Here is a 15,664-nt window from a genome sequence, read left to right on the forward strand (position 1 = left end):
CAATTTGGCTCTTACAACTCCTTTTTTAAGGGAATGATATGTGATATTTGGTTAAAATATTATTTAAATATAAAAATAATATTCAAATATAAGTAATTTAGAGGTCTGCTAATGTAAAATTTATGCAAGGTAAGCCGCTGTGTTTGCCTTGAGCCAACTATGACAATATCTTTTAATATTTAGACAAGAAGATAAAATTTTTAACCAACAATATTTATTTTATTTGTATCCATATTCTAATCAATTATAATTTATAAGCATATATGTTTTCACTAAAAAACAAAAAAGCCGTGGTTACAGGTGGCGGAAGTGGTATAGGAAAAGCCATTGCAACCATTTTAGCAAAACAGGGCGCAGAAGTACATATTATAGAACTGGGCACTGAACAGGCTGAGGATACACTGAAAGAAATTAGGGAAAACGGCGGTACAGCATTCAGTTATGGCTGCAATGTTTCCGATCATAAGGCGGTTCACGAAGTTTTTGAGCAAATCGGAAAAATTAACATCCTGATCAATAATGCTGGTATTGCACACATTGGCAAGGCCGATACTACTGATGAATCGGATTTTGACCGTGTAATGCGTGTAAACGTAAAAGGTGTGTACAACTGCTTGCATGCCGCTATTCCGCAGATTCGTTTAGCTGGCGGAGGTGTAATCATTAACATGGCTTCTATTGCGGCTTTAATCGGCCTACCCGACCGTTTTGTATACAGCGCGGCAAAAGGTGCTGTAAAAGCCATTACTATGAGTGTGGCCAAAGATTATATTGGCGAGAACATCAGGTGTAACTCCATTTCTCCTGCCAGGGTACATACGCCATTTGTAGATGGCTTTTTACAGAAAAACTATCCGGATAATATCCCTGAGATGTTCGAAAAACTTTCTAAAACGCAACCTATTGGCAGAATGGCAAAACCGGAAGAAGTTGGCGCACTGGCTTTATACCTTTGCAGCGATGAAGCTTCGTTTATTACCGGCTGCGATTATCCGATTGACGGCGGATTTACAACCTTAAACAATTAATCACACAATTTAAATACATTATAATGAAATTAATAAGATTTGGCGAGGCGGGAGCTGAAAAACCAGGTGTAATCATCAACGATAATTATTTCGATGTTTCGGCCCTGGTGACAGATTATAACGAAGAATTTTTTGGTGGAGATGGTCTGGAAAAGCTAAAAAATGATATTGAAACGGCTGATTTACCTCAGGTGGACAAAGGTGTACGCTTGGGCCCTGCCCTGGCACGTCCTTCAAAGATTATATGCGTGGGCTTAAATTATAAAGACCACGCAGCAGAAACCAATGCTCCTATTCCTTCTGAGCCTATATTATTTTTTAAAGCCACTTCGGCAATAGTTGGCCCAAATGATGACCTGATTATCCCAAAAAACAGTAAAAAAACGGATTGGGAAGTAGAATTAGCCATTGTTATAGGCAAAAAAGCAAGTTATGTTTCAGAAGAAAACGCTTTAGATCATATTGCGGGTTATGTTTTGCATAACGATTACAGCGAACGCGAATTCCAGATTGAAAGAAACGGACAATGGGTTAAAGGAAAAAGCTGTGATACTTTTGCGCCAATAGGCCCATTTATTGCTACACAGGATGAAATTGCTGACGTGCATAATCTTCACCTTTGGCTTACCGTAAACGGCAAAACATTGCAGGATGGAAATACTTCAAACCTCATTTTCAATGTTCCTTTTATGGTTTCTTACATCAGCCAGTTTATGACCCTTTTACCGGGTGATGTGATTACAACAGGTACTCCGGCAGGTGTTGGTTTGGGACAAAAACCTGAACCATGGTACCTAAAAGCGGGCGATGTGGTAGAACTGGGTATTGATGGTTTGGGCTCAAGCAAACAAACAGTTAAAGCATACAGCGGCAAATAAAATGAAAAGATACTGTTTAACAATGGATCTGATTAATGATGAAAAGCTTATAGAAGAGTATAAACAGTATCATCAAGCGGTTTGGCCCGAGATTAAAGAGAGTATATCGTCTTCGGGTATTGAAAACCTGGAAATATATCTTCTTGGGAGCAGGCTATTTATGATTATGGAGGTTAACGAAAGCTTCTCATTTGAAAAAAAGACAAAAGCTGATCTGGCCAATCCAAAAGTACAGGAATGGGAAACTTTGATGTGGAAATTCCAGCAGGCATTGCCTGGTGCCAAACCGGGTGAAAAATGGATTTTAATGGACCAGATATTTAAACTTTAAATGCTTTTATGATTGATACCCACGTACATTTTTGGAATTTCGATCCGGTTAGGGATAGCTGGATCAATGAAGATATGAAGGTTATCCGGCAGGATTTTCACCCGAAAGATCTGTTAGAACCTTATCATAGCCTTCATATTACCGGATGTATTGCCGTACAGGCCAGTCAATCGGAAGAAGAAAACCATTTTCTGCTAAGCCTGGCTGAACAAAATGAGGTCATTAAAGGCATTGTTGGCTGGGTTGATCTGCTTGATCCAAATCTCGGTGATCGCTTAAACTACTGGAGCAATTTTAAAACCATTAAAGGCTGGCGTCATATTTTACAGGCCGAAAACAGTGCGTTTATCCTTAATCCAAAATTTATTGAAGGCATTAAACTTCTAAAAGAATACAGTTATACCTACGATTTATTGTGCTACCACAATCAGTTACCGGATATTATTAAAATGGTTGATCAGCTTCCTGATCAGCCATTTGTACTCGATCATTGCGGCAAACCGGATGTTAAAAACCAGGATTTGAAAACCTGGGCAGAAAATATTAAAGTTTTAGCCTCAAATCCTAATGTTAGCTGTAAGGTATCGGGCTTGCTGGCAGAAGCCGACTGGAAAAACTGGACAGAAAAAGAATTATTTAATTGTTTTGAGGTGGTATTTGAACATTTCGGCGCGAAGAGGATGATGTACGGCAGCGATTGGCCGGTAATGCTGATCAGCAGGCCTTACGAGGATTGGTTTAATTTAGTTCATCAGTATACCGCGCAATTTTCTCCGGAAGAACGTCAACTAATTTTCAGCGATAATGCGAAAGCATTTTATGGGGTTTAAAAAACACATTTTGCCGCGTTTGTCATCCTGAATGAAATAAAGGATCTTTTTGATAGTGTACTATTTTCAAGTAGTTCTTGGTGTTCAGCATGACAGATCAGCAAAAAAAAATATTCTTTTACGTTCTCCGCAACTAAAACTTAAAACAGCAGATAGAGCAGGATGGATAATATCATGTAAAATAGTAGTTTCCGCTTTTCAAATAGAACCTGACCAATACAAAATTTAAATATGAGTAAAAAGATTACATTTCCTTACAATCCTCAATATCCTTCGGTAGCCGACTTAAGAAAAAAGGCAAAATCCAGGATTCCTAAATTTGCTTTCGACTATCTGGAGGGCGGTTGTAATGAAGGACTTAATTTATCGCGTAACGAGAACGATTTCGATAATATTTATCTTAAACCGAATTACTTACGTGTTGGTGGAGATATCGATATGTCGGTTGAATTATTTGGCCGTCGTTACAGTGCTCCATTTGGGATATCACCGATTGGCCTCCAAGGTTTAATGTGGCCTAATGCACCCGAAATTTTAGCCAAAGCTGCAGCTAAAGCCGATATTCCCTATACTTTAAGCACCGTATCTACCAGTAGTATCGAACGAATTGCCGAAGTATCTGATGGAAAAGCATGGTTTCAATTGTACCATCCTACAGAAAATAGTTTGAGGGATGATATCTTAAATCGCTTAAAAGCTGTTGAATGTCCGGTATTGGTTGTACTGGTAGATGTACCTGCATTTGGCTTACGCTATAAAGAAATTAAGAGCGGTTTGTCTATTCCGCCAAAAATGTCAATCAATAATATCTTACAGGCCTGCGCCCGTCCGCTGTGGGGAATAAAAACCTTACAACATGGAATTCCATCATTTGCTACTTTAAAACCCTACATGGAAAAAGGAATGGACATGTCGCAACTGGGGCAATTTATGAACAAAACATTTACCGGTAAAGTTGATATTGAAAAGGTTGCGGCCATTCGTGATCTCTGGAAAGGACCTTTGGTACTGAAGGGAATCGCGACCGATGAAGATATGCAGGCGGCCATCCAAATCGGTGTGGATGGTGTGATTGTTTCCAATCACGGTGGCAGACAAATTGACGCAGGCGAATCATCCATCAATTCTTTAATTAAACTCGCAGGAAATGATGTTTACAAATCAAAACTGAAGATCATGTTAGATGGAGGTATCCGTTCAGGTGTTGATTTAGCAAGGGCACATGCCGTTGGATCTGAATTTAACTTTATGGGCCGGCCTTTTATGTATGGCGTTGGCGCTTTGGGCAATGAAGGAGGCGATCATACCATCAATATGTTTAAAACTCATTTATATCAGATCATGCAACAGCTTACCATTGAGAATATTACACAATTTCCTGACAGGCTATTATATCCTTAAAGCCGACTTGAAAATCGGGTAAACAAAAAAAGCAAGATCAGAAGTCTTGCTTTTTTGTTTAAAATTTGATCGATGATCTTGAGTATTATTTACAAAACTTATAAGTGGTACTCGTTTTATAAGTTTCGCCTGGTTTAAGCACTGTTGATGCAAAGGTTGCATGGTTAGGCGCATCAGGAAAATGTTGTGTTTCGAGGCAAAAAGCAGAGCGGTGAGGATAAGACTTCCCTCCTTTCCCATCTTTATCAGTACCGGTTAAAAAATTACCACTGTAAAACTGTAATCCAGGCTCCGTGGTATAAACTTCTAACGTGATGCCTGTTATTGGGCTTTTCACAACAGCAACAGGCATTTTACCATCATGGTGGGTTAAAACAAAATTATGATCGTAACCTTTCCCGAATTTTAATTGCTGGTCGTTTTCTTCTATTGATTTTCCTATGGTTTTGGCTTTGTTAAAATCAAAAGCCGTTCCCGCTACAGGTTGTAATTTCCCGGTTGGAATCAAAGTAGAATCAACAGGTGTATAAGCATTGGCATCGATCTTTAGTTCGTGATCAAGGATGGTCTTATTTCCTTCACCGTTCAGGTTAAAATAAGCATGATTGGTCAGATTTACCACTGTAGCTTTATCGGTTGTGGCCAGATAATCAATCTGCAAAGCATTGTCGTCTGTGAGTGTATAAGTTACTTTTACATCAAGTTTACCAGGGTAGCCCGCTTCCCCATCCTTTGAAACATAGCTCAGTTCTAATTTTTGTCCGTCCTGTTTCGCATCCCAAACTTTCGAGAAAAAACCATCATTACCGCCATGCAAAGTATTTACGCCATCATTAAGCTGTAAATGATATTCTTTTCCATCCAGTGTAAATTTCCCTTTTCCTATGCGGTTACCATACCTGCCAATCAGGGCACCAAAAAACGGCTCTCCTTTTTTACGGTAAGCACCAAGGCTGTCATAACCCAGTACCACATCAGTTAATTTATTGTTTTTATCGGGTACCAGTAGCGAAACAATCCGTCCGCCATAATTGGTGATGGAAACTGAAGCCCCTTTTTTGTTTTTCAGCGTGTAAAGTTTAACGCTTTTCCCATCAATGGTACTTGTATATTTTGAAGAATCGCTTTGTTGGGTCGCCTCTGTGCCTTTATCCGATCCGGAATTGCAGGATGTACATGTAACTGCTAAACATAATACCGCAAAGGGTAAAGATTTAAGAAAGATTTTTTTCATTTGGTTAAAATTTGAAGAGCAGGTGGATTTTTCTAACAGAAAAATATGCATTGGCTCTGATGATATCTATTTTTGGTTAAGGCTAAAATAGTAAAAATAATTAACGTTATTGTAACGATTATAATTATTGTTAAGCGAATATTAATGATGATGATCAACAGTAAAAAAAATCACATAATTTAGCGTTTCTATGCATGATTTGAATTTCAGGCCGAAGGCTTTTCTTTTTGATTTAAATGGCACCATGATCAATGATATGGAATACCATACTCTGGCCTGGTACAGCATTATGACAGAAGATTTGGGTGCTAAACTTGATTATCAAAGTGTAAAAAAGGAAATGTACGGCAAAAACCATGAAGTATTGGCCCGCGTTTTCGGAAAAGACCGGTTTACAACAGAAGAAATTGAAAGACTTTCGATAGATAAAGAGAAACGCTACCAGCAAGGTTATATGCCCCATCTTGCTTTAATAAATGGATTAGATCAGTTTCTGAAACGTGCAAAGAATGCCAATATCCCAATGGCGATCGGTTCTGCAGCCATTCCCTTTAACATCGATTTTGTGGTAGATGGTCTGGAAATACGGCACTATCTGAGTGCTATAGTAAGTGCCGACGATGTAGAAATGAGTAAACCAGATCCGGAAACATTTTTAAAGGCGGCAACTGCGTTAAATATTCCACCTGCAGACTGTCTGGTTTTTGAGGATGCTCCAAAAGGTGTAGAATCGGCGCTTAACGCAGGCATGCCATGCATTGTACTTACCACAACACATACAATTGAAGAATTTGAAGGTTATCCGAATATCTTAACTTATATTGAAGATTATAACGATGCCAAACTAAATACGCTATTTTAAAATGGGAAAATATTTAAATCAAAAACCTGTTCTTGTTGCAGTAGATTGCATCATTTTTGGTTACGACGGGGAACACCTTAAACTCTTGGTAATTAAAAGGGCCATTGAGCCGGTTCAGGATACCTGGAGTTTAATGGGTGGTTTTATCGGCGAGCAGGAAGACCTGGATGAAGCTGCTAAAAGGATTTTACTTGAATTAACCGGTCTGCACGATGTTTACCTTGAGCAGCTGCACGCTTACGGCCGTCCCGACCGTGATCCTATCGAACGTACAGTTTCGGTTGTTTATTTTGCACTGATCGATATCAATAAATACAGTAAACAGATCAACGATCAGTACCATGCCGAATGGTATAAACTTAAAGAAGTACCAGACCTGATTTTTGACCATAACATTATGGTTAAAGCTGCTATGGATAAAATCCGTTATCAGGCTGCCCTGCACCCTATTTTGTTCGAGCTGTTGCCTAAACGCTTTACCATACCGCAATTACAGTCGTTATATGAGCAGGTTTACGATTCGCCCATCGATAACCGGAATTTTATCCGCAAGATCACCGCAAGCGGTTTATTGATCAAACAAACAGATAAGGATAAATCAAGTTCGAGAAGGGGCGCTTTTTATTTTAAACTGGATAAGAATAAACATAAAGCGCAGTTTCAGTCTTTCTTAAACTTTATACCTAAAACAGGAAAATAGGTTGGGCAATTGCTTTATTATTTGATGGTATATGGATAAATTGCTTATCGCAAAACGCCAGGCGCTAATACCTACAAAATTTAAGATCAGCAGGTTACAAAAACAGATTTTAACCAAAGTAAAAAACATCAAAAACATTTTTAAAAATTGTTTGCAAGGAAAGGATAAATCCCTATATTTGCACCTCCTTAAACAAAAGGAATGATTCCGTAGCTCAGCTGGTAGAGCATTACACTTTTAATGTAGTGGTCCTGGGTTCGAATCCCAGCGGGATCACAGAAGGACCAATCAAATGGTATTGAAAAGCGCACTTAGGTGCGCTTTTTCTTTTTAAGCCCCTTTTTTCGGGCATTTTCAAAAAAAAGTAGGTTAAAGAAAATCAAAGGGAATCAAACTAAGTGTTGCCCTTTTCGTTGCCCCAGCATAATGTTTTAAATTGGGGCACCATATTTCTTATAAGGCTTGTGTAGTGGGGATTATTCCAAAAGTGGCCACTTGTTTTTCTGCAAAGTGGCCACTTTTTTCGGTTTAAAATGGCCACTAATTTCGCTTAAAAGTGGTCATTCGGCTCATTTTTAAGCGGTTTTAAGCTATTTTTAATGCTGATGCGATTCAATGATCGTTTACTGTTATAAAGTGTTTTTAAAGGAGCTCAGCGGGCCTTAAAATTGATTTTTTTTAGTCTTCCCAATCAGATTTTTAGAATTTGTTTTTTGTCGCTGAATATAGCGCTAGAGTGGCTGTTATACTCCAAAACGTGTGCCTGGTGTTCAGCTCGGCTGTATTTTTAGAGATTGGAGGACAAAAACACTTGGAGTCTGGATTTTCCTGGTTTAGCAGGAATGAATATATTTGGGACTTTTCTTAGCTTGCTCTTCTCAAGATTGGGTATATCCCCGGGTGCATAGTTTGGAACGGAATCCGCTGTCTACTATTGCCGAAATCCCCACCATGTCCTGGTAAGTCGAAAATAATCACTTTTGCGCCAGATGCTTCTAATTTTTTCCTGGTCCTATCGAAAGACCATGCACCATGCCAGGCCGCATGAACAAGTACAAATGTTTTTATTGAATTTTTCATTTATGAATTAATTTAATTGCTGGAAACAAAGTTTTTGCTCCAATACAGTTTGTTTAAATGGATAATTGTAATAGTGACGTGGATTTTTTTTGCAGAATATTGGATCTTATTTTACTACTAAAGTGCACAGCCAGGCCATTCGCTAAGCTACCAATAGCATATAGCAGATCCCCCTTTCGTTGAATTTAACTTAGGTGTTTAAGATTAATTTAATAAAATCATTATTGAAAATTTCTTCAACTATTTTTTTGGAGCTAACCGGCTCTTGTAACGGGTGCTGCTGAAAAACACCTTTGTTCAGGTCTTCTATCGTATTTGTAATTGGCAAGGCATTATGTTCCGATATTTCGTAAATTTTTTTCGTGTAATTAGTATTAAACATCAGATTGCCGGGGTTTACGAAACCTGCTTCAATGTAACCCCTTGTTTTTTTAGCACACCTGCAGGGGTTAGATTTATTTACTAAGCCACATCTCTTGTTCATCCAATTATACAAGTCTTGCCTTGCTCTCATTAAACGTATCCGAAAATTACCTGCTGAAATTGCTAAAATTTCAGAGCCCAGATTGTGGTCAATGTCAAACATTTCTCCGAGAATATAAATCATTCTTTGTTCTCTGTCGAGGCATAGTAACATTCCTGCGGTGCAATTGATTCTAATTTCCTCTATTGAGCCGGCAAGGTCATTTTGTTCATCAGTGGTTAAATTATGATCAGGGATTTTATCAATTGAATCAAAGTAGGTTTCAAAGTCTGTTGTTTGAAATTTAGCTTTACTTTTCTTCGTATTTAGAAAATGATTTACCGTAATCCGGTACAGCCAGGTTCTGAATTTGCTTTTACCTTCAAATTTTGCCAAAGCGGTAACGGCTTTGATAAATACTTCCTGTGTTAAATCTTCAGCATCTTCAACACTTTTTGTCATTTTTAAGGCAAGGTTATAAATAAATAGCTGATGCCTGATGATCAGATTTTGTAATGCTTTTTTATCGCCACCAACAGCCAGTTTTACCAAATCTGTATCCACCTGGTCTGTATAATTCAATTGAAAAGGATTTTCCATATTCTTGAGCAAGCCAACCGTAAACTGCAAAGTTACAGTTGGCCTAATTTATAGGTTAAACTTGATTTATACCACCATCTACAGCTATTTCATGCCCGGTAATATACGATGCATCATCTGAAGCAAGGAATAATACTGCTTTTGCCACTTCTTCTGGCAGGCCAAATCTTTTTAGTGCTGTCTGATTGGTTATGGCTTCTGCAGCACCCTGAAGAACATCGTCAGGCAATCCAATTTTGCCCCAGAAAGGTGTTCCTATCGGCCCCGGACTTACCGCATTAACTCTGATTTCCTGTGCAGCAAGTTCGGCACTTGCAACACGTACAACCGAACGAAGTGCAGCTTTACTGGCACTCAATAAGCTACTTCCGCCAAAGCCAATTTCATTTAACCAAGAAGTGGTGATGATCACAGAAGCCTTTGGGTTTAGGTGTGTAATAGCCTTTTGTAGTGAAAAATATGCTCCTTTAAAGTTTACACTGATCATTTCGTCAAAAAAGTGCTCAGATGTTTCGGCTATCGGTGCCAATTTTCCTTGTCCCACGTTTACAAAAACAATATCTATTCCGCCAAATTTAGATTTTGTTTCGGCGTATAATTGTTCTAAATCAGAAAGATTATTTACATCTCCCTGAATTCCGTAACTCATGGAGCCCAATTCTTTTGTTGCCTCGTCAAGCGATTGTTTATTTCGTCCGAAGATAATCACCTTTGCGCCATTTGCTATAAATTCTTTGGCTGTTGCTAAACCGATTCCACTGCTACCACCCGTTATTACCGCAACTTTGTTTTTTAATTTGTCCATTATTAAATGTTTAATAGCAACCTCATTGTTACTATAACATGGACAACCAAAAAATAGTCGTGTTACAAAAGTCAGGGAGTTATCCTGAATCATGAGGCCTGTGGAAATCCCTCCCTTGTTAGTAGTTGTAAACACAGAATACAGGAAATCCCAATCTTTCGCTTTAAATAATAATTTGGATATGGCAATATATTAATCCTATTGAAATGAATAATTTGGATAGCTTTCGAAAAATGTAGCCCAAAACTGGTTTGTTTAGCTATGTAGTGTTTATTCTTATTCATTTGTATTTTTTAATATCAAATATCTTAGATTCGTCATTGGGTTTCATGTCTGAATTTAACGAACTCATCCATCCATTTATGAAACCGTAATTTAAATAAACCAAACTGATTACTATGAAAAATTTATTTAAGTACCTGCTACTTTTAAACATTGCCTTATTCTCTGTGGCCTGTCGCTCAGATAGAGATGACCTTTTAGAGGAACCACCGAGTAAACCGGTCACCGAGTTTTACAAAAATGCCAACGAACTGGCTGCAACCTACGACCCTTCGAACGCGGTAAGCCAGACCGTTAGAAACCGTGTTTATGATTTGTATAAGTCGAAAAAGTGGAGTGAGCTGGAAACTGTATTTACAAATGATAACTTAAACGGAAAATGGCCGCCTGCAAACGGGGGATATAATACGGTAGATGATACCCCCATTACAATGGGGCAAAAATATGACCGGTATAGCAACGGGATCGGAACATATAGCGGAACGGGAGCTCCAACTTTGGGCGGTAGTTTTACAAGTCCGATCATCAATGGATATGTTTATACTTTCGGACAGCGAGCATTAAACCAAGCAGAAAACGCTTATGATTTTTATTATGAAATAGAAGTTTTAAATAATTCACTAACTTTCGGTGGTCAAACAGCAGATGTTATTCCATGGTTTAATCAGGTAGGCAATGGTAAGCAGACCATGTGGAAAATCCCCATAGATCCGGCAACCGGCTACCAAAAAACCTGGAATAAACTGGCACAGGAAGGATACATCAAAGTTACGATTAAGAAAAATCCCAGCGGAAAATATCCGGGAGCTGTGGGGGTAGTTATTGCAAAATAAAATAATTTAGATGTATTCCATTTCGAATAAAATATTGATTGAAAAACGAATTCCTGTTGAAGAAGATACGTTCATTAATGCTGAGATTGGTGAGTTAGCGGGAGTAAAATTTAGCTGCTGTAATTGCGGGCTGGAAAATAGCATTAAAATAACGCCTTACGAAACAGGTTTCCCGGTTTTTCAATTGTATGATGACGAAAAAGTTTTAGCTAAAAATGAATTACTAAGCAATAAAATTGTTTCCGAAACCTCCAAAAATTCACTTCATTTTGGAGAATTAACGGTAAATGATTTACCTACACTTTATTTTGGAACAGATTGCCCTTCATGTGGCTTTAAATATATCTGCGTTTTTAGTTATGGTGAAAAACAACCCGGACTCACCCTGCTTAGCATTTCCGGTGTATGGAAATATAGCTAATTTAAACCTGGAATATTCTAGAAGCTGCCTGTTTTTTCCTAAAAAGGTGTTTATCTGGTCATTTTTAAAAATCACTATTTCTGGCAACGGTCAAATCAATCACTTAAAGGAATTTACTAAACAGGTTTTATTCTTCAGGTAAATACAGATCAGTTTACATAAAGTGTACAGGCATAAGCTCGCCATTTTTACTTTTTATGTAAACTGTATCTTCTCATCGCATAGGTCTGGAGCTTATAAAATCAACTCTCGCTGAGTAATTCACTACACACAAAAATACTTGCTTTCAAGTCTCCCGCTCTTGTGCACAACCGGCATCAGTTAACAGTACTACTTCTTTATGAATACAGATTTGACTCTACTTACGTAATTTCATCCGTAGTACAATGAATAAAAAGGTTAATTATTAAACCTACTTCCATGAACACTATTGAATGCTTTTAAAACCGGTTCAGGATGCTAATTCGCACGATTACAACTTATTATGTGGCGATAAAAAATATTAGCTGATGTGGTAAGGCCAGACAAGGTCATCACTTTTAATTAAAAACAATGTATTTTGGAGCATACAAAACACGCTAATTTAATTAATCCCTAATTAACCCTCCTATGGAAAAACACCACCAACACAGCCATGGCTGCGCGCAGTGCTCCTGCAACAATCCCGTTTTAGAAATCCTTAAAGAAGAACTTTTTAGTCCCGAAAATGTAGCCAGGCTAAAGTTCGGATTGGGAAAAACCAAAAAAGAACCACCACAAACACTTATGATCAGCGGTGGAATTATCCGGCCAATGATTGGCGGATTAACAGATACCGTTGAAGCCATCGGAATAGCCAACGGTAAGGTGCAGAAAACCGGTACAAAAGAAGATGTATCAGCATTTATGAACGAATATTTTCCGGGATTTCAAAACAAAGAATTGTCTCATAAGCAAACCCTGCTTCCCGGCCTGATCGAGCCTCATGTTCATATCGTTCCAACGGCGATGATGACAGAATGGATAGATGTGAGCCCTTTTGATGGACAGAATTTAAAATCTCCTTACGATCTGAAATCGGTAGGTGCAACAATTAATAGTAACCTGCCTGATAAATTTGAATACGTGATTTTAGGTAGAGGTTTAGATCCTTCGTTAATGCCTTTTAAGCATGATATCCTTAAAAAAGAATTGCAGACAATCGATAATACGATCCTCGACAACATTATTCAGCATCGACCGATGATGCTTTTAAGCGCTTCTATGCACACGCTTTATTTAAACACCAAAGCCTTGAAACTTGTGTTTGATCAAAATAAGGATGTGCGCGATAAGTATATTACCCTTGAAAATTATATCAACAAAACCAAAGGCACACTGGAGCAAAGCCTGGAGATGACACCGGCAATGAAAGTGGTAGCACCACAGATTGTGGCGATGGCCGTTGATATTGATCAGTACCTGACCGAACTTTTCCGACTGGCGAATTCGAGAGGGGCCACTTTTATGTATGATGCAGGCCTGAATGCTGGTTTTGAAACACTTTTAAAGCTATATACCGATATCAATCCGGAATTGGTGCGGATTGGTGGTGCACGCCTTTGTGCCGATCAAACAGATGTAGACAAGCTTCCAAAATATAAACAGCCAACCGATTACAAACCAGTATATTATGGCCATGTTAAAGTCGTATCTGATGGCTCTAATCAGGGTTTAACAGGCTACCAGAGTGCTTATTATCAGTGCGATCCACCTGAGAACAGAGGAATTTTCAATTACCCGCAAACCGGGGTGCCGCCAAACACCATGCCGCCAAACTATAACACGTTAATCAAAGCTGTTGTAAATAAAGACTGGCCATTAATGATCCATGCCAATGGCGACCAGGCCGTAACATTTGCGGTAACTGCTTATCAAAGCGCTCTTGCCCAATACAGAGGTGCTGAGATGCGCAACCGCATCGAGCACTGTTCACTGCTAACGCCGGATCATATTTCGGATATGCTGCAAATGGGTGTCTCGCCGAGTTTCCTGATCGGCCACACGGGCTATTGGGGCCATGCATTTAGCAAAGTAATATTTGGCGAAAAAGTACGCATGCTCGATTTGTGTGGTTCTGCCCTTGCAGCCGGAATGAGGATTACCCTTCATAGCGACAATGAGGTAAGTCCGCTGGGCCCTTTGAGAATGATGGAACAATCGATCACCAGGATAATGGAAGAAGATCCAAAAAAACTGGAAGTATTAAATGAAGCAGAATGCCTTACACCCGAACAAGCCTTGGTTGCTGTAACTTACGATGCCGCCTGGCAATGTTACGCCGATAACTGGGTTGGCTCGCTTGACGTTGATTATTTTGCCGATTTTGTAATTTTAGCACAGGATCCGCTTTCATTAACTAAAAAAACAGAACAGTTTATGAAAATGCGTGATATCCCGGTATTGGAAACCTGGCTGGGCGGCGTGCAGGTTTATGCCGGAGATGCGGAATAAATAAAGCGCAAAATCTCATATATTGATTATCAATATCCTTCGCTTGATGCGGAGGATATTTAGCACGATATCATAGCAAAGCAATTTAAACGGGTCTAAATTGCTTTGCTAAAATCTGAATTATTATTTTGGCAGTAGCTGTTACAACCTAAACAGACTGATCAAGAACCATCCGGCTCCACCCTTCTCCATCAGTTTTGCCTGGACTATCTTTGCTTTGCAACAACTTCTTTTTAAACTTTGAGCTGTAAACCCAGCAGGTGCTTTGCCTGATATCGAGTATTTCAGCAAGTTTATAAGAAGAAATTGCGCCTTTGGTGTTATATACCAGAATGAGCATATAAAGTGCTTTGTTAAGCAGTATTTTAGCATTATGAAAGATGGTGTTAACCGTTGCTGATTCATCATAACCGCATTTTGTACAACGCCTGCCATAAGGGGTTTGGCCGGCAAGAAATGTTTCATTGCAACACCTGATACAGGAATAACCTTTATCCCATTTTAGTGCTGAAATGTATTTAAGAACTGCATCTTTATCAGGATATATCCTACTGAAAGCTTCAAAATCTGCAAATTTAGAAAGCGATGGTCCTTTTCCTGCTAATTCAACATCCAGGTTCAGCCACGTAGCGTCTTTCTTGAGCTGAGCGCTCAGCGCCGATATTTCCTCATTTTGCTTTTGAATAATCTCCCTGTTCTTTTTTAATTCCATGGTTTTGCTTTCTAAAAGTGAAGAAAGCTGTTCGTTAAGGGCCTGACTGCGCGACTCATTCTCGCGCATCTGCTCTACCATCCGTTGCTGTTCGAGGCTCGTCTTTGTTCTCTGCCTTTTTATAATGATATAAGGCAAAAGCAAGCCCATTATCAAACCTATACCTGGTAAATAATATAACAGGGCAACGTTAGAAATTATGATGGTAGTATCCTTTAGGAGCATCGCTTGTTTTTGGTTAGCAGGTGTTATACTACTCATTTTTTACGTAATAGCTGAATCACGAAAATTGAAAATCAGCCACTTCTTAAGGCTGGACAGGATTTCAAACGTTTGAAAAAATGATTTCAATAAAGCGATAATGGAACCATTTTTCGGTATCATATCAATCTCACTGTAAACTACCCACCCTTTTTCACCTCTACAACAATCGTTTTTTAATGTTTCCTTAGCGTATCGCCATAAAAAACACAATTGTCTCCCTACAATAGCTAAATCATGGAATGAGCATAGAAATTGTTGTTTAGTAAGCGTATTAATGCCTCATATCATCATTCCAGCATCCTTTACTACACGGCCAGCCAGCTTGAGATTATCATTCCATTAGAATAGCTTTACATCTACCAAATCAAACACTAACCAAATTAATAATGATCACTAAGCCTTCCTGCGAATGGTTAAAACCATTACGCATGTAAAAATTGCTATTATTCCACTACATCAAGTTTAAGC

Annotated in this window: 15 protein-coding genes and 1 tRNA gene; 11 read left to right on the forward strand and 5 right to left on the reverse strand. The window is 38.7% G+C overall.

Annotated elements, in window-relative coordinates:
* The first annotated feature begins 263 nt into the window (after positions 1-263).
* The 5 genes from DRW42_RS19675 to DRW42_RS19700 all read left to right on the forward strand — a co-directional run bounded on the left by DRW42_RS19675 (position 264) and on the right by DRW42_RS19700 (position 4,468).
* Positions 264-1,028 (forward strand): SDR family NAD(P)-dependent oxidoreductase, encoded by a 765-nt coding sequence (locus DRW42_RS19675; RefSeq protein ID WP_113950533.1) that lies wholly within the window; start codon positions 264-266, stop codon positions 1,026-1,028.
* 23 nt (positions 1,029-1,051) lie between these two features.
* Complete coding sequence (locus DRW42_RS19680; RefSeq protein WP_113950534.1) at positions 1,052-1,906, forward strand: fumarylacetoacetate hydrolase family protein; 855 nt, start codon at positions 1,052-1,054, stop codon at positions 1,904-1,906.
* A 1-nt stretch (position 1,907) separates the two neighbouring features.
* Entirely contained in the window at positions 1,908-2,237 is a 330-nt protein-coding gene (locus DRW42_RS19685; protein WP_113950535.1) for an L-rhamnose mutarotase, read from the forward strand.
* Between the two features lie 8 nt (positions 2,238-2,245).
* Positions 2,246-3,067 (forward strand): amidohydrolase family protein, encoded by an 822-nt coding sequence (locus DRW42_RS19690; protein ID WP_113950536.1) that lies wholly within the window; start codon positions 2,246-2,248, stop codon positions 3,065-3,067.
* 231 nt (positions 3,068-3,298) lie between these two features.
* Positions 3,299-4,468 (forward strand): alpha-hydroxy acid oxidase, encoded by a 1,170-nt coding sequence (locus DRW42_RS19700; RefSeq protein ID WP_113950538.1) that lies wholly within the window; start codon positions 3,299-3,301, stop codon positions 4,466-4,468.
* 85 nt (positions 4,469-4,553) lie between these two features.
* Here the strand turns inward: DRW42_RS19700 and DRW42_RS19705 are convergent, their stop codons facing one another.
* Positions 4,554-5,702: an aldose epimerase family protein gene (locus tag DRW42_RS19705; RefSeq protein WP_113950567.1), complete on the reverse strand. Its 1,149-nt coding sequence runs from the start codon at positions 5,700-5,702 to the stop codon at positions 4,554-4,556.
* A gap of 190 nt (positions 5,703-5,892) precedes the next feature.
* Between DRW42_RS19705 and DRW42_RS19710 the strand changes: the two genes are divergently transcribed.
* From DRW42_RS19710 to DRW42_RS19720, 3 genes are all read left to right on the forward strand, one after another.
* Positions 5,893-6,564: an HAD family hydrolase gene (locus tag DRW42_RS19710; RefSeq protein WP_113950539.1), complete on the forward strand. Its 672-nt coding sequence runs from the start codon at positions 5,893-5,895 to the stop codon at positions 6,562-6,564.
* 1 nt (position 6,565) lies between these two features.
* Positions 6,566-7,264 carry an NUDIX hydrolase gene (locus DRW42_RS19715; RefSeq protein ID WP_113950540.1) on the forward strand — a complete coding sequence of 233 codons (699 nt, stop codon included), beginning with the start codon at positions 6,566-6,568 and terminating at the stop codon, positions 7,262-7,264.
* Positions 7,265-7,467: 203 nt separating this feature from the next.
* Positions 7,468-7,540 (forward strand) — tRNA-Lys (locus tag DRW42_RS19720).
* A gap of 588 nt (positions 7,541-8,128) precedes the next feature.
* On the opposite strand, the gene DRW42_RS19725 is transcribed toward DRW42_RS19720, so the two are convergent.
* The 3 genes from DRW42_RS19725 to DRW42_RS19735 all read right to left on the reverse strand — a co-directional run bounded on the left by DRW42_RS19725 (position 8,129) and on the right by DRW42_RS19735 (position 10,212).
* Positions 8,129-8,344, reverse strand: a complete 216-nt coding sequence (locus DRW42_RS19725; RefSeq protein ID WP_113950541.1) for an alpha/beta fold hydrolase — start codon at positions 8,342-8,344, stop codon at positions 8,129-8,131.
* Positions 8,345-8,534: 190 nt separating this feature from the next.
* Entirely contained in the window at positions 8,535-9,359 is an 825-nt protein-coding gene (locus DRW42_RS19730) for an RNA polymerase sigma factor (protein WP_208643596.1), read from the reverse strand.
* Positions 9,360-9,462: 103 nt separating this feature from the next.
* A complete protein-coding gene (locus DRW42_RS19735) occupies positions 9,463-10,212 on the reverse strand; it encodes an SDR family oxidoreductase (RefSeq protein ID WP_113950543.1) in 750 nt (249 codons plus the stop codon).
* Positions 10,213-10,610: 398 nt separating this feature from the next.
* On the opposite strand from DRW42_RS19735, the gene DRW42_RS19740 reads away from it, so the two are divergent.
* From DRW42_RS19740 to DRW42_RS19750, 3 genes are all read left to right on the forward strand, one after another.
* On the forward strand, positions 10,611-11,327 hold the full coding sequence (locus DRW42_RS19740) for a glycohydrolase toxin TNT-related protein (protein ID WP_113950544.1): 717 nt from the start codon (positions 10,611-10,613) through the stop codon (positions 11,325-11,327).
* A gap of 10 nt (positions 11,328-11,337) precedes the next feature.
* Positions 11,338-11,748, forward strand: a complete 411-nt coding sequence (locus tag DRW42_RS19745; RefSeq protein WP_113950545.1) for a hypothetical protein — start codon at positions 11,338-11,340, stop codon at positions 11,746-11,748.
* A gap of 609 nt (positions 11,749-12,357) precedes the next feature.
* On the forward strand, positions 12,358-14,220 hold the full coding sequence (locus DRW42_RS19750) for an amidohydrolase (protein ID WP_113950546.1): 1,863 nt from the start codon (positions 12,358-12,360) through the stop codon (positions 14,218-14,220).
* A gap of 148 nt (positions 14,221-14,368) precedes the next feature.
* Here DRW42_RS19750 and DRW42_RS19755 read toward each other — a convergent pair whose 3' ends face one another.
* Positions 14,369-15,193 carry a hypothetical protein gene (locus tag DRW42_RS19755; RefSeq protein WP_113950547.1) on the reverse strand — a complete coding sequence of 275 codons (825 nt, stop codon included), beginning with the start codon at positions 15,191-15,193 and terminating at the stop codon, positions 14,369-14,371.
* Between the last annotated feature and the right edge of the window lie 471 nt (positions 15,194-15,664).

Source organism: Pedobacter miscanthi (assembly GCF_003315595.1).
GTDB classification, from domain to species: domain Bacteria; phylum Bacteroidota; class Bacteroidia; order Sphingobacteriales; family Sphingobacteriaceae; genus Pedobacter; species Pedobacter miscanthi.